The following is a 23818-nucleotide window of genomic DNA, read 5'->3' as shown; positions in this document are numbered from 1 at the left end:
TATGCAATAAGAAACCTTTCTTATGAACTTTTGTCAACTCGCAATGCATGAGTTTTTATCGGATCTGTTACGGCTAATTCAGGAGCTACCGATGGCTGTCGCTCAGTTGCACCGCACTAATATGGCTGCGGCCTGGTTGCTCCATATCGAGCAACAGTGTAATGGGCCCACGCTCGTAAGCACGCCCGATCGGCACTACGACGAGTCCCGAAGTGAGATCAGAATTCACAGTGATCGGCGCCCCGTAGAGTGGTCCATCGCCAAGGCCCACTGTGGCAGAGATCACACAATTTGACATCAACTGAAATTCCAACTGGTCGCCCGTAGCGCCCGCCTCTGGATAGTAGCGTAGCACCACTCGATCGGCATTGGAGGTAATTGTCGCCTTAGTCGCATCTTGGCCGCCGATGAAATAACCACCGGATTGCATCACGAACCCAGCTTGCTTCATCTCTGGGTCGTAGTTCGGGTTCTGACGAGGCAGCAAGGTATCGGTCTCGGCCAAATGCGCGTCCAACCAGTCGTTCAATCGCTCGGCGACTTCTACATGTTCCAAAGCCAAGTTCTGGGTTTCGCCTGAATCGATCGACAGATCATACAGCTCCAGTAAGTCCTCCTGATCGGCACCGAGCTTAAAGAAACGTAGCAACTTCCATTTGCCATCACGCACCCACGCATTCGCAAGGTTTCCCGTGGCCAGCACGGTGTGCCCAAACATACTAGTCACAGGAGGACGCTCCATCAACTCACCGGAAAAGGCGGGCAGCAAGCTCACTCCATCCAACACCGCGGCTTCGGGCGTCTCCAATTGCGCGACATCGAGCAAGGTAGGAAAGAAGTCATAGCTGATTGCAATGGTATCGGTCCAATCACCCGCAGGCACTTTCCCTGGCCATTTCACAATCAGCGGCACACGCGAGCCGCCTTCGTAGTTATTGCCCTTCCCCGCTTTCAAAGGATAATTATTCGTCGGATTCTCACCCTCGGGACGGTCATACATGTTGCCTCCGTTATCAGAGGAGAAAATCACGATCGTGTTCTCATCCAAGCCTAAGCGTTTCAGTGCTTCGGTGACTTTGCCCACGTTCTGATCCATCGTCTCGACCATGGCTCCCATGACCGCGGATTTTTGATACTGCGCCTGCGCTGCGAGTGGACGGTATTTCTCAATGAGTTCGGGCTTCCCCTGGAAAGGCGCATGCACATTGAAAAACCAGAGCGCGAGAAAGAAAGGTTCGTTTTGCTTGGACTCGATAAAATCGACCGCCGCATCGCCGATCACATCATCTGCATTGGGATGCCCTTCGACCGTAGGCATATTGGTCTCTGCGGTATCCCAAGGACCAAAAAACCCTGGAGGCGGTGGCCCCGGGAAACCACGACCGCCCACAACATGATCGAAGCCAAAGTTTTCAGGAATGTAGGGATCGTAGCCCAGATGCCATTTTCCCATGAAGGCAGTCGCGTAGCCGGCATCTTTTAACAATTTGGAAATGGTAATCGAATCGAGTGGAATCCGGTTATTGGTTTCCGGCTCCGTCATCGGCAGACCAGCCGCCGCGCTCGCACGCTCCGCAGCATCGAGCTTCACCTCAGGCACATGCCCGACGGGCGTGGTCAAACGCAAGCGGCCCACCGTTTGCCCCGTAAGAATACTGGCCCGGGTCGGCGTGCAGAGCGGACTGGACGCATAGGCATTTGAAAAGCTCAAGCCTTCCGCCGCCAAGGCATCGACCGCTGGGGTTTGATAGAGCTCGCTACCATAGCAGCCGAGGTCGCGCCAACCGAGATCGTCGACGATGATCATCACAACATTGGGGCGTTGAGGCTCAGCTTGTGACGCAGACGCGAGCAATGAAGCAACAGTCGCGAGACAGATCGCAGGTACGTAGAATAGAGTGCTTAAAGCAGACATAGTTATTAAAATGCGGCGTGCCCGATGACGGATGAAATGGGCCTTTGAGAATTTAAAGATGCGCGAGCGGGCAATTCTCAATTTCAATACGATGCTTCCCAGCAGGCAGGCACATAGCGTTGCGCTGATCGGTATGCTTCAAACGGCTCGGCACTGATTTACCATTGAGCTTCACCTTCGACCATGGCGTCGCAGGCAGCACTACCCGCCCTTCCCCGCTCGTCGGAACTATCAGGTCCCAGTGTAAGTTCTTTCGCTTGATCGTCCATTTTGAGCGATACGTGCCAACGCGCGTTTTCAAGACACAGGAGGCGCGCTTTAAGTCGGGGCTCGGCTGAGCCGATAAAATAGCGCGCGCATAGCCTGGCGCCTCCGGGCACGGAGAGATGCCGCCCACTGTTTGATACAGCCACTCGCCGATCGCACCGTAGGCATAGTGATTGAATGAATTCATTTCCACTGGACCAAAGCCATCTTCACGCGTCCAACTATTCCAACGCTCCCACATCGTGGTCGCGCCGTTCTTGATCGGATACAACCAACTCGGATAACTCTCCTGCAGCAACAACTTGTAGGCGACATCACTGCGGCCAATCTTAGACAACACCGGATTGAGCAATGGCGTGCCAAGAAAGCCAGTCGACAAATGCCACTCACGCGCTTCGATCTTTTCCACCAGACGTGCGCCCGCGGCCTCGATCAAATGCTCGGGCACGAGGTCAAAAGCTAAAGCCATCAAATAACTAGTCTGGGTATCTCCTAATACCAATCCTTCCGCGGTGATAAAGCGCTGCTGAAAAGCAGCAGTGATCCGCGCCGCCAGTTGGCTATAACGTTTCGCAGCAGCAGTTCGCTCCAGCGCGTCAGCCATACGCGCCATAAGTTGCGCGTCTCTGGCATAATAGGCGGTGCCAATCAAATCCTTCGGTGTCGGCCCCCATTGCGGCTTCACCGCATCGACCGCCAACCAATCACCATAAACGGTTTCTGGCTGAATATAGTGTTTCGCCCGGTCTTTGAGAAAGCGCAGATAGCGCTCCATCGCCTGCCAGTTTTCTTCAATAATCGTGGTCGCTCCAGTGTGCAGCCAGACTGCATGTGGCACAATGATGCCCGCGTCGCCCCAGCCGGCATTACCATGCCAACCTAGAATGTCTGGAGCCACGTCGGGAAACGCTCCGTCCTCTCGCTGACCATCGCGCATGGCATCCATCCACTGTCGGTAGAAACCCTCGCAATCATAATTAAAGCATGCCGTATCAACGAAAACCTGTGCATCCCCCGACCAGCCCAAGCGCTCGTCGCGTTGTGGACAGTCAGTCGGTGCTTCTAAAAAGTTTCCGCGTTGCCCCCAGCGAATACAGTCCTGCAACTGATTCACTATCGCATTGGAAGTCTGAAACGTCCCCAGCGGGGCCAAATCATTATGCAGCACGCAGGCTTCCAAATCTTCAGCACTCAAGTCCAAATCAACTCCTTCGATCTGCACATAGCGAAAGCCATGAAAGGTGAAATGCGGCTGATAGCTTTCTTCCGCAGATCCCTTGCAAATGTAGCAATCCGTCGCCTCCGCATCGCGCAGATTCTCTAAATACAGCGAGCCGTCTTCATTTAACATCTCAGCGAATTTCAAAATTACTTTTTGACCTGCACGCGTATCCTTTAACTTGATACGAACGACTCCGACCAAGTTTTGCCCAAAGTCGGCGATCAAGCCTGACGACTCTTTGCGCAGCTCCACCACTGCTAAGGTTTCCGTCACCCGCACTGGCGGGCAGGCTTTCTCCGTCAACTCGACCTGCGGCGTCTCCACACTCGCGACTGACTTCCACCCGCGCTCCGCGCTGGAACTCGACGCCCAATCTGGCATCGCCTTACGCGCATCATAGGTCTCCCCGTGATACAGCGAATTTTTGACGACAGGCCCACGCCGCACTTTCCAAGTGACATCACTCCCGATCACTTGCTGCGTTCCGTCGGCAAAGGTGAGCTGCAATTCTGCGACAAACATGGTCTGGGGCGCGTGGCGAGCTTCATGCCCCTTGGGGCCAAAAGCGGCACCCGCCCAGCCATCGGCCAGTACAATGCCCAGGCAATTCTCACCGACTTCAAGCTGCTCGGTTACCTCGTAACGGCACACATATGCACGCTTGCGATAGTCACTCCACCCGGGCGTAAAATAGTCGTCATTGACACGCACGCCATTGATCCACGGCTCCACAATGCCGAGTGCTGAAAAGCGCAAGACCGCCTTCGTCACTTCATTTGGAAGCTCGAACTTAGTGCGAAAATAAGATGCAGATGTTGGTGTCGATTCGCTCGATAAGGGCGAAACCAGCCAAACAGATTGGTCACTCAATGAAGTCATGTAGATCGTTTAACAGTTGTGGAAATTCAGAAATAGACGCTGCAAGATTATAGGCTCACTCGGCCGACATCGCTCGGACCTCTGGACCTTTATCATAGTGACTCACGACACGAAAGGGACTTTCACCACTCGCCGGAGAGCGCGAGGCATAGCCGATAAAGAGAATGCGCATCCCTCCACGAAAGGGATGCCGCTTGGAATAAATCATCTTGGCCTCATCCTCATACATTGCCCCTATTTTAAAATTAAAATAGGTCTTCGCTTTGGATTCGAAGGTAGTGACCACTTCGCCGCCGGGCTTGATGGCCGCTCGTTCGTCGTTGAGCAGCACAACCAAATTAGCGGGCGTGAAATTGACAAAGCGCACACTGCCCAGTGGCTGTCCCTTCAGGCTCAGATCAATCGGAAAGGCGATATATTCCTCACCGCGTTTCTGCATACAGATGACGGCATCCTTCGTTGCTGACTTAAACTCACAAGATCCCGCTGGTAGATAAACTACTTCCCCTTCCGCATCCACACCCTTGCGATAAAACGTGAGCGGGCTCGAACCAGAATAATAATGCGTGCGACTTAAGCCGTCCGCCACTGTTTGGATTCTGCGATAGCCACCGGCTCCATATTGAATGAACAAGTCTTCTTTGCCGATGAACGGAGCCAGCACCTTGAAACCCAAATCATCTGGACTCAACATACTGGGAAAATCCGAGTAATTGATGGAAGACATCTCTGCCGCCTTCATCTTCTCATCAGCCGATGCGACTGGAACGGCGCAGACAGTTAGGAGTCCAAGTAAAAATAATTTTCGTGAATTCATATTAAATAACATCTGCTTCATTCAACCAACGAATTGAGAGGATTCGAAAAGAGCGTCCAAAATCCCCCGTAGGAGCCACCACGGAATCCCCAACTGCCACCGGATCCGCCACACGTTGCACCACTGCTTCGCACCAAACTTTGGATTCCACCTTGTCCGAAATTCCGGAAAGTGATTCCCCATAGGCACGAATCGTAAAGGTATCCCCCCGCACGGTCAGGATCGGCGCTATGGCCGAAAGGAGATCTCCCTGTGTCAAGAATCCAGGCACTCCAAACATGCGTGAGCCCCCCAATCCACCAGGCATACCTGTTTCATGCTCGGGGTAGCTAGAGTTGACTGGCACACCGTCGGGATAGTTAAGCGCGAGAGCGGCAAGACTGCCCTGGTAGTATGCTTCGTTGAGAACTCCTTGCCCTGAAATGGACAGCTTATCGATGGCCGCTTGCAACGTTCCCTTAAGACCGAGATAGTCGCCCTCCACAGTCGTTGAATTCCCCACCAAACGACGATTCACGAAATCTGCCAGAGATAGAAACGGACCGCGACGCTTCACCTCTTCGACAATCGCTTCAGCCAGCAAGTCGATCTCGTTCACAGTTAAAGAGCGCACTGCAGACCATGCCTCTGGAGCGGAGGGATCGACTGCGCCACCTTCGGCCAGCAAGGGATACAGTTTTGAGGTCAACGCGGAGTTTTGTAAGGAGTGACTCGCACTACCATCGGCGGCGAGCACGCTCTCTCCGAGATAAGAGGCCAGCAACATGCGCCATGCATCGACCGAAGTGGAGTTGACGTTGAAGCCACCTTCAATCGCAATACTGGCAGCGGATTGCGCAAACGCTGTGGGAGAATTTCGCAGATTCGTATCACTTGCAAATGTGCCATCGTCCCCCGCCACTAAACGATTTCGAGTGTTCGGCAAAATCAAATCTGCGGTGGGATTGAACACGCCCGTTTGCGGAATCGTCGACAGATAAAAACGATCAAAGAGCGACTCATTTAATAGATAAGAAAGGTCCGTATATACGGTGCTCCCCTGGGTCGCTTTGATGTTATTGCGATGGACATGGGTGTGCGCCTCCGAGTTACCCACAGTAAATGTCGGCTGCCAATAGAACTGGCTAAAGTTCACATTCTTCAAAAAGCCGATCGAAAACAGATCCGTTTCCATGCGCACGCTGTCATAGAGTGGATAAACGGTGCCTTGGCTAAAATTACTACTATTCTGATAGAGCCCATATCCACCAGGTCGATCGTAACCATCGGCTACAATTCCAGCATACGAAATATCCTCTGGAATTTCCGAAGGAAACGGCGGACCACTGAACCAATTATCCGTCGGAATCGAGTCTGAATATATACGGCCCGAGCTCAAGTTACTCACCAGCGGGTCTGCCATAGTCACTTCATTCATCACGAAATTGTGCCGTGCCATCATTCGCGCCTTATTGCCAGCCGAAGGGCTCGCCATCGGGCTAATAAAGTAACCATGCCCACGGTGCGCCACGGCTTCGAAAGGATTGGTGTTTTTATAGTAATCGAGACTGCGATAAGAAACAGGACGATCCAGCGGGCTCCAGCTATTGCCGCTATTACCCTCGGTATCTATGTGCTCCCAATCGATTTGGGTTTCGCTATAGCTGGGCCCCTTCAGGTTTAATTCTTGTAAGAGCTCCACATCGCCCGCAGTCGAATAGTGATACAATTTCGAAGATAAACTAGGCTCTCGATTCCCATCGGGCGCGTTGGTTAAGGTATCTCTGAAGTAGATAGTCGTTTGCAGGGTATCGCTGCTGCCAGTTGTCGGCACGGGATCGCCCGTCTGATTCGGCAATGGCGTCAGAAAAGAGCCCGAAGGTAAGTAAAAGAATCCAAGTGGTCCCTCATCGGCATTCACTAACAAATTATGATTATTAAAATCAGCGGAAACATCCTCCACTTCAGTATCCACATATTCGCCATTGGGATGCTTGTCGGCACCGGTAAAATAGAGTGTTTCCCCAGGCGCAAAACCTTGATTATCAATCACGAAAGTGAAATAAGGATAACTATCTTCCGCATCGCGTTCCAGCGCCCAGCTCCCCCCACCGGCGAAGTTCATATGAGCAAATGTATTATTCGCAGGCTGTGCGGGCAGGTTGCCCTGATAACCGAAGGGCTCTTGCCCCGGAGTGATATTCACCGCCGCATAGCTCCTTGGGTTGTCGATGCCATCATCAGTTAAATCTGCATTAATTTGCGTATTAATCGTCGTGAAGGCCCGCACCTGCACGATGTATTTGGCAGGCGCAATGGGCACGTTGTGTGGATTCCACAAAACAAATTTAGGGTAAACCAGATAGACGGGCATAACACTCCCGTCCGGCATGATCTCATACGAGACTCCAAAATACAGTGCCGTTCTTAAAATCACTGGATGCAGACCACTCGCATCCGGTGCCTGCGCGCGCGGCTCTGCGGGAGTTCCTTGATCGAGCCCAGAAAGGTCCATGCCACGAGTATACCACGATTTCAGCAAACCAAACTGAGGCAGCTTCAATGCACTGTGATCCATTTGAAACGCTGGCACACTCAACTGCCCACGATAATTCAAATCGGTCGCACTGCCACGAACGATAAAGTCCGAGTCGTTCAGGCCACTCAAATCAGAGCCCAAGTAAACGCTGAGATCTTCCTTCAAGCGCCCCTGAGTCACATCGACTGGAATACTCTGCGCGACCGTCGTATAGTCATCGCTATTCTCACGGGTCCAAGTCTCCCAGCTTGGGTCCAAAAGCTGCAAACTATCCGCACTGGAGACACGGGCCATTTTTGCTTTCTGCGAAGGATCGGCGACATCAAATGAAGACAGCTCAGGAATCACCGATGGGTTCGACTGATGCGGAGCCATCAACGACCAGCGTGGGTCGAAGGGCTGACTATCCAAAACAACATCGTCTTTAGTCACATTGATCCGAAACTTGGCACTCTCATCCGCGACCCACCAAGCATAACGCCCGTCCACCGAATCGCTCTGATTCGTAATATCCAGTTTCCCTGCCCGCACATCCACCACCGCGTCTGCATTATCTTTATAACGAGCGAGTGTGATCACTTGAGATGCATCTCCACCGTTGAGCGCCACCACATCCGTCGTCGCAGGATTCACGCCAGCGCCACTGAGATCTGTACGTGCAGAAACAAACCAATTAACCCGATCTGCCGCCGATTGATCCGTCGACCATGCACGTAAGGTCTCCAAAGTCTGAGCTTCGCTTCCAGGCTGCACACTGGGATACGCTGCCAGCCAATAAGGATTCAAGACGCCCTCGCTTTCTAAGGTATCCGGCGCACTATCCAAGAGGTCCGCAGGCGCCGTCACTCGTTGATCTGGACCCAGTCCGCGCTGCAACTCCCCCACTGCCAAATAAACCCCGAGCAATGCGTTTTGCTGCGCCTCCATCCGACTGATTGCCGTGCCCGAAGCACTCGTCTCCACACGGACAAGCGTTGTAATTGAAAGCAAGAGTAGCAGCACAAATGCCATGAGCGACAGCGCTAGAACAAGCGCAAATCCAGCTGTAGGCGCAGATTGGTTATGGGGTAATTTTAACACAAGAAATCAACAGGGGTGAGTAGATAGAGGACAACATCTCTGTTCAGTGACGTTGACAAAACATTATATAAGAATCCTTTCTTGTAAAGTCTCTATATTTCTATTTTCATGGATCTACATTAGCAGAAACGTTCAATTTGACTACTCTACACCCTCCCCGATGAAAAAGCTCTTCTACCTCATTTCTCTCTTATTGCTAGCCTCACACGGCCTGAACGCAGCGAGTCCACTCAGGATCGACTTCTCGAAGAATGTCGACGTCACGGTCGAGCGGACAGCCGACAATGCGCTGCAAATCACAACCACCGGCAATGACCCACAAATCGTGCTTTCATCCACCCGCTCAACCGGAATCAGCGAAGACAGCCATATCCTTGCCTTCGAATACTTCTGCCCCGACGGAGTCGACTTCCTGGAAGTCTTCTACTCAAAAAGTTTAAAGAAACCCAATTGGAGTCAAAGCCGGCAACTCGAAGGCGGCGCCCTGCCCAAAGCCGAAGCATGGCAGCCCTACTCGATTAATCTAAAAACTGGAACCAAAGGCAAATGGACCGCCAAGGATGACGTCATCCGTATCGACATCGGCCGCAGACCAGGCACGCAAATACAAATGCGCAATCTACAGCTGCGCGCCCCCACCCAAGAAGAGCAAATGAATGCGGCCGAGGCCGAGGCCATCCAAGCGAGAAAGCTAGCGACCGCCAAATCCATCGAAGCCTACCTCCACAAAGAAAATTGGCCCGAGCGCATCGCGAATGTATCCGTTCAGAGCCAGCAGATCGTCTTATCAGGCACGATTCAAAATTCCTCACACCGCTCCATCCACTTAATCGAATACCTCCCGCATGAAGATCCGTGGAATTCCACCCACGGCACACTTCTGAACATGGAGCCCCTAACTGGCAAGTATGAGGTCCACCTCCCCCGCTTCCAAGCAGACGGCCGCGACCGCATCGCCAATCGTTATGCACTCGCACAAGCGCAGCCAAACGGTGAAACCACGACATTACTCAGTCCTGCCGTTTGGGCCACCGACCTAAGCGCTGCCGCCGAACGCGACATCCCGCGCCTACGACCTGCCAACAAAAAAGGTCTCGGCGGTATCACTTATAAAGAAGGCATTTACCATGACGACCTCGGCGATCTGGGCATTACCGCATCCACCGTCAACATCGAGCTCGGCAATCTGATCAACCTCGGCCCGAATGCGGAAATCATCGAATACACGCACCAAGGTAAGCTCTGGAAATTCAACGCCGCCGCCGTCCACCAGCACGACAAAAACATTCGACAGCTCACTGACATGGGCATCGTCACCAGCGCCATCTTGCTCGTTGGAAAGCATGCAGGACTCCTCGTGCACCCCGACTACCAAAGCGCCGGAATCTACTCCATGGCCAACCTGACCACAGAAGCCAGCAGCGACCTCTACCGAGCCATCGTCTCTTTCCTAGCCGAACGCTACAGTCGCCCCGACAAAAAGCATGGCTGGATCACCCACTGGATCGTCTTCAACGAAGTCGATTATGGCTGGATCTGGACCAATATGGGCGAGACTCCCATGGCCACCTACATGGACACCTATGAGAAGGCCATGCGCCTCACTTACATCGAAGCCCGTCGCTTCAATCCCACCGCCGAAGTCTTCATCTCGCTAACGCACCACTGGAACTACAGCCCCGCAGATAAATTCAAAGCCTACCCACCCCGCGCGTTGCTAGACCGCTTGGCCGACTACTCCACCGTCAGCGGCGACTACCAATGGGCGATCGCCTATCACCCCTACCCGCAAAGTTTATTAAAGCCGCGCACTTGGGAAGACACCAAAGCGACCAACCACTTCGACTCTCCAATGATCACTCCCAAAAACATCGAAGTCCTCGACGCCTATCTCAGCCAAGACCGTTTTCTTTATAAGAAAAACAAGCGCACCATCGTTCTGTCAGAACAAGGCTACCACACGCCCGACTACAGTCAGAAATCAATGAAGGACAAGGCCGCCGCGATCGCATACACATGGGCCAAGATCATGCCCCTCGATTCTATCGAAAGCTTTCATTACCACCGCTGGGTCGACCACCCAATGGAAGGCGGGCTCAAAGTCGGACTCCGCACGCTGCCCAGCAAAGAACACCCCTTTGGCATCCGCAAAGAACCCGCCTTCAGCGTTTACTCCGCACTCGAAACACCCGCAGAAGCCAGCACCACCGCCCCCTTCAAATCCGTAATAGGCATTGATGATTGGACCGAAGTGCAAGTCTCGAAAGACACGATCAAAGCCAATCAATACTAAACTGACCGTATTCGTTAAAGGCCATCATCCTGTCCTTAAACGCCTCCATCCAACTATAGCTAGATCGTGTATACTGGAGGCCCTCATGTTGCGCGAGATAGTCCATAGCAGCCTACGTTTCCCACGCGGACCTGAATACATGCCATATTTAAGACAAATCATATACGAATGAAGTTCAACTCACTTACCCTCGCTAAAGCACATAAACATACAATGCAGACTTTAAAAACTACGCATTCTACCATATACGCACTAGCTGCAAGCGTAGCCCTGACCTGTTTTGGAGATTACAATCCACCAAGCACTATCGAGCCGCTACGTCCTAAAGGCTGGGAGAACATGCAACTCGAACAGCAGGCACGCTGGCTAATCGATCAGATGACGCTGGAGGAAAAGGTTGCGCAACTAAACATCCAACCACTAGAAGGGCTCCCTGGGATGGGCTCCCGCTCGCAGCGCTGGAACGAGCGACTCGGAATCGGCCCCTTTATGGCCACCAACGGCCCACGCGGTCCGCGGCCCTCCGGATGGCGTCCGCCGAATCGTGTAGAGAGCGAGGAAAACCGTTTGAATGGCAACCATGGCCCCGTCTCTCCGACCGCCCTAACAATTGCTTCGTCATGGGACAAGAATGTGATGTTTGAAGCAGGCAAACAATGGGCACATCTGACAAAAGAATACGGCCTCAACGCAATCTGGGGCCCCGGAGTCAACATCATCAAGGACAACCGCGCTGGACGAAATTCTGAATACGCGAGCGAAGACCCTTTCCTAACTGGCTACCAAGGCGTACACATTACCCACGGGCTACAATCGGAAGGTGTAATTGCCAATGCAAAGCACTTTGTCGGGAATAACTGGGAAGCAGGTCGCCAATCGCATAATGTCACGATCCCAACGCGTCCACTGCGAGAACTCTACCTGCCCGCTTTTCGAATGTGCGTAAAAGAAGGTGATGTCTGGAGTATCATGGCTGGCTATAACCAGTTAAACAACGAATGGATGAGCTCCAGTAAAACACTGCTATTGGATATAGCCCGTAATGAGTGGGGCTTCAAAGGCTTCTTTGTGTCGGACTGGGGTGCCTATTTCGACCCAGCCCAGGCGATCAAAAATGGGCTCAATGCAGAATTGCCAGGCAATCGCAGAATGACACAAATTGCCATCGAATTAGCACTGAAGAGTGGTTCCCTAACGATGGCAGACATTGATGCCCGCTTGATGGAAAGCACAATGCTAAAGCTCAAAAACTTGTCCTATTTCGGAGATGAAACTCCTTCAGGCTACCACTTCCCGGACTTTCAAAAAATGATGTTCCGAGCCGGCACCGAAGGCGCTGTGCTACTCAAAAATGAAGGCTCGATCCTTCCACTAAAGAAAGGTCAAAAAGTCGCGTTAATCGGTCCTTTTTCTGATAATCGCGATCTAACTGTCGGGAATCAAGGGAGCAGCACTGTTTACGATAGCTATGGCATCACGCTCGCGGACTCTTTCCGAGCCCGCGGTATCGACTTCACGGTGTCAGAAGGCTGTAATGGAGCTTATTGGAATGAATGGCCACAGTTCGCCTACGACTTCCCTTGCAAAATTGAGTTCTTTAACGGCCTCGAACTGGAAGGTCCCGTGATCCACTCGGTCGAAGCGGATAAGCTAGACATTTCAAACATAGTTCCTGGACCGGCTGCTTACTCGACCGAAGGAATCAACGGCAAAGCATTCCTTACCAACGGACGTGAACGTGTCAAAATCGGCTCTATCGAAAATGCCAAGGAGGGCTGGACGATTACCTGCTGGTTGAAGTGGGACGAGCAGTTCTTAAATCCGAACGCCGCGCTCATGCATCTTTGGGCAAACGATAATAACTACGTCGATGTGCGCAGTAGTGGCTTGATGGTTCGTCAAGGCGAGCATTCAGCGCTCAATACTAAAAATTGGGACGACATGAACCGCAAATGGACTCCAGTTGCTTTGGTTTCGGATGGTGAGACCCTGCAGCTCTATCGTAACGGTGAGCCACTCGCTAGTGTTGAACTCAGTGAGCCAATAACTGATTTTAATTACTACATTGGTGGTGCTCGTGTCGGCGGCGCTCGCTCGCTGGCAATCGTGGTAGACGATCTACGGACCTGGAATCAAGCTCTCTCGCACGAACAAATTGCTCAGATTGCGACGCGCGTCTTCGACAGCGCAGCAGCGGCAGATCGCGTCTATGATTTTGAAGATCCAAGAGAGTTTGCCAAAGTCAAGGATGGCATCCCCGGACTGAAGAATATGTTCCAAGCAAGCGTGCGGGCGACTGGTCAAATCGACATCCCGCAAGCAGGCAAGTATATGTTCAAGGTGAACACGCATTGCGCAGTCAGCATTCGAATCAATGGTCACGAAATTTATCGTCAGTGGGACGAGCAGGCTGGCGAAGGCACCGAAAAAGTATTCTGGCACACCTTCGAGAAGGCAGGCGTGCAGGATGTAATCGTTGAGGCGGCAACCAAAGGCGGGCGTTTTGTCGGTCGACTTGCAGTCTCCTATGCGCCCCCTCCTCCAGAGGGGACCGACCTCTTCAAAGCGGCACGTGTCAATGCCGCGGCAGCTGATGTCGCTGTTGTCTGCGTAGGCGTCGGGCAACGATTTAATATTGGAGACGACCTAAAAAGTGAAGATCCTGCCACAAGGGGCCGTCGTATTTCAATACAGGGTGAGAACTCGGACCGCTCGCAATACGAATTGCCCTCATGGCAGGCGGAGTTGATTCAAGAAATGGTTAAGGCGAATCCGCACACCGTCGTTGTGCTCTTCACTGCTGGCGGCGTGGAAATGAACAGCTGGGAAGCGCAGACACCTGCCATCATGGAGGTGTTTCACCCCGGATCAGAGGGCGGCAATATCATATCCGCCCTCCTCTACGGCGATGTCAACCCATCGGGCAAGCTGACGATCTCCTGGCCCTACAGAGCTAAAGATCTCCCTTACAACGGATCGAACGGACACTATCGAGATACCGTCAATGAGTTTGGTTACCGCTACTTTGATGCCAACAATATCAATGTGCGCTACCCCTTTGGATTCGGATTGAGCTACACCACCTTTGACTATCAGGACCTCAGAGTGAAACAATCCTCCGACCCTTTGTATCCGTATATCGCTACAGTCTCGATCAAAAATACCGGTACCGTCACAGGTAAGGAGGTCGTCCAAATTTACGCATCCGACCTCGAATCCAGTGTTGAACAGCCAGTCAAGGAACTGGCTGGATTTGCCAAGCTAGATCTCCACCCCGGCGAAGTTAAAACGGTCGACATCCCACTGCACTGGACAGCCTTCTCTTTTTTTGATGTCGCCTCCAATAGATGGATTCAGGAACCGGGCACTCACAAGATAACCGCTGCACGGTCAGCAACACAGCCAGAAAAAGAAGTTGTGATCAAAGTAAACAATTAAGGCCATAAAACTTTAAATGATGCAGCCCCGAACAATGCTAAAAGGCATGCGTTACCATACTCAGTTACTAAAGCCTTCGAAGCTTTTTCACCCCCCTGCTGTTGCCCTCATACTGGGCTACTCTCTACTGGGCTACTCTCTACTGCTGCCAAATGAGATGTTCGCGAGCTCGGCGCACTTGGTCGAAGAGTCGCCCGTCAAGATAGTTCTGTCGGACAATGGCACTATTCTGGTCGATTTTGGCAAAGTCTCATTTGGAAACATCGAACTTCGACCTGCACCCGGCAAAGAGGGAAGGATTACAGTGCATTTCGGTGAAGACTTCAAGGATGGAGGTGTCAATCTCAAGCCGCCCGGGTCGGTTCGCTATAAGGCGGCAACTGTCGAATTGAATGGGCAAACGTCCATCGTCGTCGCCCCCGAAGCTGATAAACGCAATACAAAGACAATGCCTCCACCACATGCGACTACGATTCTAACACCCGAAGAATGGGGCGTGATCCTTCCTTTCCGATGGGTCGAGATCGAAGGATGGCCCGCAGCCTTCAGCAGTGACTCGATCGTGCGACGGTCCGCGTTCTCGAAGAATTGGGATGACTTCGCTGCGGACTTCATCTCGTCCAACGATTTGCTCAACCAAATTTGGGAACTGTGCAAGTATTCAATAAAAGCAACGACTTTCGCGAGTGTTTATGTGGATGGCGATCGTGAACGCACTCCCTACGAGGCAGATGCCTATCTAAATCAATTGAGCCATTATTATGTAGATCACGATAAACAAATGGCGCGTGACACCTTCGATCATTTCTTTACCCACCCCACATGGCCGACTGAATGGGCTTCACATTTGGTTTTTATGCTGCACGCGGATTACATGGAGACTGGCGACAAACAGTGGCTAGAAGAAAACTATGAGAGAACGAAGAGCAAGCTACTGTTGGAGCGACGTGGAGAGGATAACCTGATCCACAGTGTTCGCGGACAAACGCGTCCCGATCTAGTGGATTGGCCCCCTTCCGAACGTGATGAGTTCGTTTTTACTGAGCGAAATACTGTGATCAATGCCTTTCACTTACGCTCGTTGAAACTGATGGAATTCTTGGCCAAGGCACAGGGTAAAACCGCAGAAGCGGCAGAATACACGGCACTCTACGCAAATGGCTTGGCGGCCTTTCAAGCTGCTTTCTTCGACGAAGAAAAAGGCATCTATTTAGACGGGGTGCACACCGAACACAGTTCTTCGCACGCAAATTTCTTTCCACTCGCCTTCGGCCTAGTTCCAGAAGAACACCAACAGTCTGTTTCAGATTGGGTCGCAAACCGCGGCATGCGCTGCTCCGTCTATGCGGCTCAGTATTTCATTGAAGCATTGTTCGAATACGGAAATGCACAGGCAGCCTTTGATATAATGTTGGCGGATAATGACCGTAGCTGGAAACACATGGTCAACACCGGAACTACCATTTCCTACGAGGCCTGGGATCAAAAGTACAAGCCGAATCAAGACTGGAATCATGCTTGGGGTGCGGCACCCGCCAACCTCATCCCTCGCTTTATTCTGGGAGTTCATTCTATGGAACCGGGCTTTGTTAAGGCACGGATTCGCCCCTATTCGGTATCACCTTTGAATCGAGCGATGGGTAAAGTTCCAACTCCACTTGGCCCAGTCGAAGTCCGCGTGCGCAATACGCCTGAAATGCCGTTCGCGCTTTCAGTCTACATTCCGCAAGGAATGACCGCGCAAGTCGAAGTGCCACTCCCCGGTGGATCGGGGGGTATTCGATACAATGGAAAAGCGACCAAGAGCCAGAAAGTCGATGGTTTCGCTGTGGTCGAAATTGGCGAAGGTATCCATCATTTTGAAACGATCCGAATGGTTCAAAAAATCATTACCGCACCGAAGCCATCCACAAGCACGACACACACATCCGCACTAGGCACCAACTAGGAACTAATAAGCCCTCACCTTTTTGATACGGGCTTTAAGGTGGCTAGCCAATCACTACTGAAAAAGCGAACTGAATTCTAGCTTCCCAGATATCGTCCGTATTCGTCAACTTCTTCCAGTATTGAGCTGGTATAATATCCATGTCTTCAATGAGCTTCAGCACCCAAGTAACTTTCTGCGCCTGCTTGTCCGTGAGGCAATCAATAAACTCCTCGACAGGACTACTGCCATCCGCTCACCTGAATAACTGAACTTCTTTCATTTCCCCTAAAAGTTAACACGCCAGTTAACTTTGTAAAAATTCAGAAATAGTAAATATTACTCGCGAAAGCTATCAAGATAGAATGACATCCTAGCTAGCCAACCTGACTAAGAAATAGTCATTTGCGCCTTCAAGGCGCACTTACGAAAAAAAAGACTTCAAACTGACTTGCGCAGCGAAGACGCTGCTGCGCTACCGATCATTTTTTAATTAGTATTCATTCGGCCCTCTCGGCCAGTGATGCTATTAGACCTTTTACTCTTTCGCGACCAATGCCGCCATCGCAGTCGCGCCGGTTTCTGTAAAATGCGTAAGGTCCATCGAACCGGGGCGATCGGCGTGATCGACAAAATTCGGTGTAAAGGCTTCCGAGCCTGCCTCACCCAGGTCGGTGTAGAGTTGTCCGCTGAGTTCGTGTAAATCGATCAGCTTGACAGCTTCGGCCTCGGCCACGGCATACATCCCATCCCGATACGGGGAAAGCTCGGAGGTCAAGGCACCGTCCTTGAACAAACGCCGACGCACGGGCGTGACCAAAATCGGTTCGATCCCCGCAGCCCGGGCCTCCCGAATGAAACGGATCAAATTGTCCCGATAATCCGTCGCGGCATCGGTCGATTCCGGCCGCCCTTTGGCATGCGAGTCATTGTGCCCAAACTGAATCAAAAGGTAATCCGCATTCGATTCCAGAACACAGTTCCACAGCCAGTCCGGATACGTCTTGGTGCTCAGACCACCCCGTGCCGCATTGAAGATTTCAACATGCTCAGGCAGAAATTTCGGAAGCATTTGCCCCCAACCCCGCAGCTTAGCCTCCGCCGGATACTCACACGCGGTGGAATCCCCAATCAGCGCAATTTTAATCGGAGCATTCGTCGACAGACTGTTAGCACAGCCGACATGAAGCAGCCCACAAAGCAAACTGCCCATCAGCAATAAAAACCAAGAACCTGTCATTCGATGGAGTAAGGAAGTCATCATAATCAATGCAAGACTCTAGGCGTCCACAGCAGACGACAAAGCAGAGAAAAGTCTTACATAAAATACATAGCCCTTCACATTTCATTTGCGCCCGAGTTGTGCGATGCCGGCTTCCCCCGACTCATGCCCAAAAGCGCTGAAGCGCTCACTCATACCTGAGGATATGCAATCAACCGTAAGCGATCCGACTTCAGCCGTTAAGCATACGCGATAAAAACCGCGATTTTTTTTATAAATAGGAACACAGCTATTTTTCCAAGAGATAAGGAGGTGGCAAGACATAGATGAGCGGCAGAGAAATCTATTGTCTATACCGTCTTGATCTGCCTTAGAGATGAGTGGATGAAGTCAGGTGCGAAATCGGCACCATTCGGCCAAGTCAAAGTGTTACCATCTAGTGAAAACTCCTTGAAAAAATCGATATCTCTCAGCGGAGCGAATACGGTTCCGCTGAGTTCATTTACTAAATCAACTTCGCCTTCGGTTCCATCGCTGAATTTTACCCAGATCCTGTATCCGTCTAAATACTCAGCTTCTTTTATATGTGGGAATTTCATTATTCTAGGGGTTGAATTGGTTCTAGTGGTTCACGCTGTTCGGCAAGCTTCCAGTCCTGCAGCAGTTCATCTTTGTGGAGTTCATACCATTCGAGGACGGCCTTTAGGGCTCTTTTCGGGAAATGTCCTGTGATTACGCCTGTGAGTATATCTATAGTTACTTCGTATTCACCATATTCTGCATGGAAATGCGGAGGCGCATGATCGCGATAATACATGCGGATGATGATTCCTAGAAATCTGGATACTTCAGCATTTTGAAATGCTAAAGCCTAAAAAATAGAATTTCAATTCTTTTGCAGATCAGACATTATTTGGCGCACTTCCGAACCGCTTCGTAGACAATCACAGTGCTTTATCGAATAAGCTGCGCTTGTTGGAGTTCCGCCTGAAGCTCAGCATTCCCCAAGGATCCAAGCCTAAGCGTCGCCCCGTATCACCAGGAGAATGACACACTCCCCGTCACGTCTTTGATCTCAATGTAAGTTCCACTGGCGTCAGTCTTCAATTCATAGGCCATAGGCTCTTGCAAGAGCAGCTCCTCGACGGAAGCGGGCTGGGCGGTATGCACGACCTCCAGTGTGTCGAGATATTCTGTGGGTGGATAAAAGATGACATCAGCGCCGCGCAGGTTGTGATAGACGCGCCTGTCATGATATTGCGGATATGCGGCAAACAGAATTTTCGAGCGGATCACGCTGGCTGCTTCCTGCCGCACGAAACAGCGACACTCCTTGTGCCAGCATTTGTCGGGATGCCATTGCGCGCGCCCAGCAGCGACGAAGGTTTCCATCTCTGTCAACACCGGTGCACCGTAGGGTGTCGAGGTTTGAATCGAGGTGCTCGTGTCCGGCGCAAAGATGGAATACCAGAATCCATTCCCCTCTCTGGAAATACAGATGCGTGGATCAATAGAGTCAGGAGCCAGCGCTTCATACGCAAAGTGCCAATGATACTTCGCCAACACCGTGCGCATGAGTTTTTCTACAGGGAAAGCAGCTTCCTTGTCCGCATAATCAAAGTGATGGGAGTTCGGGTCGATCTCATCGGACGCGGGTAGCAAGCTGCGGACAAAGCCAATTCGCTGATCAGCGGATACGGCGCGCGTCATGGCAAGGATGCGTGTCGCACCAGCGGCACCCTGCGTCGCTTGAGCAATCACTTCGGCTCCTGACTCACGACCAGCGGCGAAGACTTCCGTTAGCCCACCGGCCGAGTATTGCGGGTGCACGTAGGCACGCTGTGCCAACGAGCCATCACAACAAGTATCCAGATCTTTGATACACTGAATTTCGACCTCTCCATCGACGGCCTCCCAGACTTCGAGACCGAGCAGCTCCAGCAGTGTCTGGGGAGCCCCAGACAAGGCCCCGTAAAAGAGAACATTCCCTCCTTGTTCAATATGGCCTTTCACTGCATCATACGCTGTAACGGGTGCAACGACCACGGAGGCGTCAAACAGCTCCGCGTCCCCGGCTATCATACGTTTCCGAAAGTTGTCGCTACTGATCACGGTATTGAGCGGCAGCCCCTGTTGGATCGCCTCTCCGAGAAACATATCTTCGTTAAAGACAACGTCAGGACGACACTCTGCGCCGCGCACTAGGTCCGTATATTCATTGAAAGGATACACCCAGACCAACGGACCGGCTTGATCGGGCGCGTGACGCAGGGCCTCTTTAATATGCGGAATCACTTCGTCCGGCACTTGATCCGGCATGCGACCGAGCGTATCGTCAATCGTCAAAAAGGCGACACTGTTCGGAGTCTGCGCACGGCCGTTTTCATCCAAACGACATACACTCAGCGGCAGATAAATGTCCCAGGGCTCACGTCCATAGCGATCCAGCCAGGGACTATTCATAAACCATGGATCGTGCGGATAAAAACGATACGGGAAATAGTCGCCTGGTAACACGGCCACGTGCGACATCCAAGCGGCCAACTCAAGGCCAGTATTGAAATTCAGCGCGGCCCAGGGGGAATTGACCGGCGGCGCAATTTTATACTCCGAGTAAAGCTCCTTCAGCGGGGCCGCATCGGTCGACAGCTCCACTCCCGCAGAGAAATTACTGCCACGGGTCTCAATTTTATCCGCCGGCCACTGTGGTGTGAACTCACGCCAGAATTGCAACATGGCCTCGGCGGCCGCATCGGCCTCTTCCGGACGAAAGTTCTGTTTATCAAACAGCGCGCCTTTGATCCCCCAGGTCTCCATGCCGAAGCCCATACCATTGGACAGCCAAATGTAGTCGTAACCAACAGCCTCAGCCAAGGCCCGAAATTGCGCTCCCAGGTAGGCCCCGAGTGACGTCCCTTCAGGAACCCCATCCGGAAAGGCCGCATACGCGCGGGTATCCGCATGGAGCGTGGAATTGCAGGTCACAAAACTGCCGGGATAAAGTGTATTGCCCTGCGCGATTTCACGGTGACGATTAAATTTAAAATCCGAAAGGGCAAACTCCGGACCATTATCAAAAGTCGCGCCCACACGGATGTCGCAGCCCGTCATGTCCGCCCCCACCTGCTTGATGGTGGCAATCAAATCCTTGAGCCAAGCATAGCTGCGAGGAGCCACATCTTCACGATATTTTTTTGGGAAATGATGCGTATTGATACGTTCGCGCGCCGACTCATCACCGCTCGGCGGAACTGGATTCGCGCAACCACACCAGTAGGCCCATTCAAAAGTCTGCTGCAAATCCCCCGAGAATTCCAGGATTTCACTGCCATCCGAAATCCACAACAGCACCGAGATGCGATCCGCTGCATCCGTCAGAGGCTTCCATTGGCGAAACATTCTGCGGCAGACTTGCTCCATCATCTCCGGAGAGTCGTCGAGAAAGGGTTTTGAGCTCAATTCAAGGGTGACGTTTTTCAAATTCATAGGGTGCGTGCGTTAAGCTATAGTAAACAGAATTCATCCCGAAGGCTTGATCCATCTAAGTATAATTTTTGATAATTGAAAATCGTATCAACGCCGAATGAGCCGAATCTCGCATTAGCGTTTCCCTATTTTAAACAACGCATAAATCAAAATGCCTAAAATCCCCTATCTCAAAAGCCTAGTAATGGCACTCACCCTCCTTCAAAGTATGCATGCCGCAATCCGCCTACCCGAAATCACCGTCCCGGCCGATCACCCGAAGATTCACAGCAGCGGGTATGTCAGTCAAAAGATACTGACACGCACCCTGGACGGCCAGCCCGTCCAGAGTTTACAGTTTAACCGGCTCATCCGACTGAATGGCAAAGGCTACGGCTGGGACAACCCTGGCACGCGCATCGCCTTCCGCACCAATGCCTCAGAAATCACCGCCTACCTCTACTACAGCGAAAACCACAGCTCAACGACTGCTCGCAACAGCGTTGGGATCTACAGTGTCAATGGTCACAGCGAAAGCGACTGGACTTTTCAAACCGCCGCCACGTCCAAAGTGCGCAGCCCCGAGATCGTAGCCATTGAGCTCCCTTATCCAGACACTTCGGGCTTTCACGATTATGAGCTCATCCTCCCCTATGAAGATGCCGCCGAATTCATTGGTCTAAACCTCAACTCCGGCGCAGCGCTCGAAACTTTCAACTCAAAGCGCGCACTGCGTTATGTCGCCTATGGCGACTCCGTCACCCAGGGCTTCACCTCCAGTCGCGTCGACCGCAGCTATGCCTACCGACTCGCGGAGCAAAAGAACTGGGAACTGATCAACGCCGGCTACGGTGGCCGCAGTTCCGCCCCAGAGGATGCCAAGCTCATCGCCTCACTCAGCCCCGATCTTGCGACCGTACTCATCGGCGTCAACGACTGGCAAGGCGGACGCCCCATCGCCAGCTTCCGCAAGAACATGGAGCAATTCCTCGACAACTTACGCAAAGATCAACCGGATCTCCCGGTCTACCTGATCACCCCACTCTGGGTGCCCCCGAGCTGGCAACCCGCGCGCGCTAACATCCCACTGGGCGCATACCGACAGGCGCTCAGAGACATCAGCCAATCGCGTCGCGACGCCCAGCTCCACCTCATCGAGGGCCCGGAACTCATTGACCACGATCCAAAATATTTCGACCGAGTCGCCGTGCATCCCAACGACGCTGGCTTTGAAATGATGGCCCAGCGCTTGCAGGCGCGCATACAATTGAATAGCAAATAATTTTCCGTCAAGGACACCCAAACGTCGGCCTACTCCGGAGAACTCACTCCAGCAATCATGAGCGACTACGTACATCCGACTGCAGATCAGTATTCCAGATGGGCTCATGCGATCGAGCCCATGGTCAAGCGACTGATGTCTGAATAAGCTCCAGTGAAGGCCTTAGCGGTGCTTATGGCAGCACTGTATGCTGGTTTTGCATTCATCTCTTCATTGTCCGAGCCATTGTTCGTGGGGCTGCCAGGCCTAACTAAAGACCTGTCGCTTCAAAGAATTGATCACAGACAGATCGCCCCAATCGGCACCCCGCAGTGCATTCACTTTCGGCGGGTGCTTTCGCCCCTTCTCCATTTGCCACGCTCCCACGAAGCCATGAACAAACTCCTGCGAACCAAAAATGGCTCCATCGGTAAAGTAGCGCACACGGCAACGCAGGATCGCGTGCTTACTAAGACAGCCATCCTCTTGCTCCAATACCTGTAGAGCTTGCCGACGCGTCATCTCAGGCAAACAAGGTTCCGCAGCCCGCTTACCAAAAATCAGCAAGCGATGTGACTTCAAAGCCCGCGAGACTGCAGCCTCCCCGCTCTGCCCTTGGCCGAGATAATCCTTCCAAACCTGAACCAATCCCGCTAGCGCTTTCGGATCGCCTGCGACAGCCTCCGCATAGCCGCAAAAACGATAATCCTTCGGATCTGCGACAATCCCCGCCCGCACAGGATTCAAATCAATATAAGCAGCCATCGTTTGCAGCGGGTTCCCCTTCCCTTCGACCAGCACCGACTTAAAACGCTCCGCCCACAATGTGCCGTAGCGCTGATGCGAACGATTATACCACACAGAGAAGCGCTGCTTCACCGCCTTCATAAACTCGGAAACATCCCCCATTCTAGCGCGGAGCTTCTGGCGGATGCACGCAGCCTCCTCACCGCCCGCCTCGAGGGTTTTAGCCATCTGAACAGCCGAAGCTTCCTGATACTTCGTAGGCTTAGGATAAAGAATCTTATAGCGGCGCATCAGTTCGACATCCGATACCTGTTGCCCATCAAACACACGCACCAGCACATGAAAATGGTTCGACATAATACAGTACGTTAAGATCTCAACTCCGGAAAATTCAGCCACTTGCCACAGCATCTTACGCAGAATCTCCTTCTCTCGATCCCCGAACAAGCGCTCACCATTCACAGTGCGCGTCATACAGTGATACACCGCATGGCTCCCACTCACTTTCGTCCTTCGAGTTCTCATATGTATCACACATGCCATCTCTAAAATGTTTCGTCAATTTTATTTAGCCTGTCCCTTTAATAAAATACGAACGGTGTCCAAGTAATCCGGATCAAAATGCAGCGTAGACTTGCCTGAGCGACTGCAGGGCTTGGCTGATGAGGCTGTCGACTCTGAGGTGATGTCGCAGCCAACGTATAAATTTCAGTGTCAGCTGAGAGCGTCTGTGTGGATTGCTAAAGAGCAGCGGGGAGTACGGCCTG

13 protein-coding genes are annotated in these 23818 nt (G+C 52.2%); 4 read left to right on the top strand and 9 right to left on the bottom strand.

Annotation, left to right across the window (positions count from 1 at the left end; all coding sequences use genetic code 11):
• Positions 1-85: 85 nt before the first annotated feature.
• The 4 genes from QEH52_RS10325 to QEH52_RS10310 are packed head-to-tail and all read right to left on the bottom strand — an operon-like array spanning position 86 to position 8698.
• Positions 86-1915, bottom strand: coding sequence for a sulfatase (locus QEH52_RS10325; RefSeq protein ID WP_308950247.1), 1830 nt, complete (start codon positions 1913-1915; stop codon positions 86-88).
• 52 nt (positions 1916-1967) lie between these two features.
• Positions 1968-4283, bottom strand: coding sequence for an alpha-L-rhamnosidase (locus tag QEH52_RS10320; RefSeq protein WP_308950244.1), 2316 nt, complete (start codon positions 4281-4283; stop codon positions 1968-1970).
• Positions 4284-4338: 55 nt separating this feature from the next.
• Positions 4339-5100, bottom strand: coding sequence for a hypothetical protein (locus QEH52_RS10315; RefSeq protein WP_308950242.1), 762 nt, complete (start codon positions 5098-5100; stop codon positions 4339-4341).
• A gap of 1 nt (position 5101) precedes the next feature.
• Positions 5102-8698, bottom strand: coding sequence for a hypothetical protein (locus tag QEH52_RS10310; RefSeq protein WP_308950240.1), 3597 nt, complete (start codon positions 8696-8698; stop codon positions 5102-5104).
• A gap of 160 nt (positions 8699-8858) precedes the next feature.
• Here QEH52_RS10310 and QEH52_RS10305 point away from each other — a divergent pair, with 160 nt between their 5' ends.
• The 3 genes from QEH52_RS10305 (at position 8859) to QEH52_RS10295 (ending at position 16377) form a co-directional block, all read left to right on the top strand.
• Positions 8859-10991, top strand: coding sequence for a DUF5722 domain-containing protein (locus QEH52_RS10305; RefSeq protein WP_308950238.1), 2133 nt, complete (start codon positions 8859-8861; stop codon positions 10989-10991).
• Between the two features lie 213 nt (positions 10992-11204).
• Entirely contained in the window at positions 11205-14429 is a 3225-nt protein-coding gene (locus QEH52_RS10300) for a glycoside hydrolase family 3 C-terminal domain-containing protein (protein ID WP_308950237.1), read from the top strand.
• A gap of 46 nt (positions 14430-14475) precedes the next feature.
• Positions 14476-16377 (top strand): family 78 glycoside hydrolase catalytic domain, encoded by a 1902-nt coding sequence (locus tag QEH52_RS10295; protein WP_308950235.1) that lies wholly within the window; start codon positions 14476-14478, stop codon positions 16375-16377.
• Between the two features lie 517 nt (positions 16378-16894).
• Here QEH52_RS10295 and QEH52_RS10290 read toward each other — a convergent pair.
• The 4 genes from QEH52_RS10290 to QEH52_RS10275 all read right to left on the bottom strand — a co-directional run bounded on the left by QEH52_RS10290 (position 16895) and on the right by QEH52_RS10275 (position 21064).
• Positions 16895-17620, bottom strand: a complete 726-nt coding sequence (locus QEH52_RS10290; protein WP_308950233.1) for a rhamnogalacturonan acetylesterase — start codon at positions 17618-17620, stop codon at positions 16895-16897.
• Positions 17621-17928: 308 nt separating this feature from the next.
• Positions 17929-18177: a DUF2442 domain-containing protein gene (locus tag QEH52_RS10285; protein WP_308950232.1), complete on the bottom strand. Its 249-nt coding sequence runs from the start codon at positions 18175-18177 to the stop codon at positions 17929-17931.
• On the bottom strand, positions 18177-18407 hold the full coding sequence (locus QEH52_RS10280) for a DUF4160 domain-containing protein (RefSeq protein ID WP_345785462.1): 231 nt from the start codon (positions 18405-18407) through the stop codon (positions 18177-18179). Before QEH52_RS10280 ends, QEH52_RS10285 begins: the two co-directional genes overlap by 1 nt.
• A 206-nt stretch (positions 18408-18613) precedes the next feature.
• Entirely contained in the window at positions 18614-21064 is a 2451-nt protein-coding gene (locus QEH52_RS10275) for a hypothetical protein (protein WP_308950230.1), read from the bottom strand.
• A 151-nt stretch (positions 21065-21215) separates the two neighbouring features.
• Here QEH52_RS10275 and QEH52_RS10270 point away from each other — a divergent pair, with 151 nt between their 5' ends.
• Positions 21216-22325 (top strand): SGNH/GDSL hydrolase family protein, encoded by a 1110-nt coding sequence (locus tag QEH52_RS10270; protein ID WP_308950228.1) that lies wholly within the window; start codon positions 21216-21218, stop codon positions 22323-22325.
• A gap of 246 nt (positions 22326-22571) precedes the next feature.
• On the opposite strand, the gene QEH52_RS10265 is transcribed toward QEH52_RS10270, so the two are convergent.
• Positions 22572-23576, bottom strand: a complete 1005-nt coding sequence (locus QEH52_RS10265; protein WP_308950227.1) for a transposase — start codon at positions 23574-23576, stop codon at positions 22572-22574.
• Positions 23577-23818: the final 242 nt, after the last annotated feature.

It is taken from the genome of Thalassobacterium maritimum, assembly GCF_031127805.1.
Classification (GTDB): domain Bacteria; phylum Verrucomicrobiota; class Verrucomicrobiia; order Opitutales; family Coraliomargaritaceae; genus Thalassobacterium; species Thalassobacterium maritimum.
The sequence above is the reverse complement of the archived record's forward strand: the minus strand, read 5'-3'. Positions and strand labels throughout refer to the sequence as shown.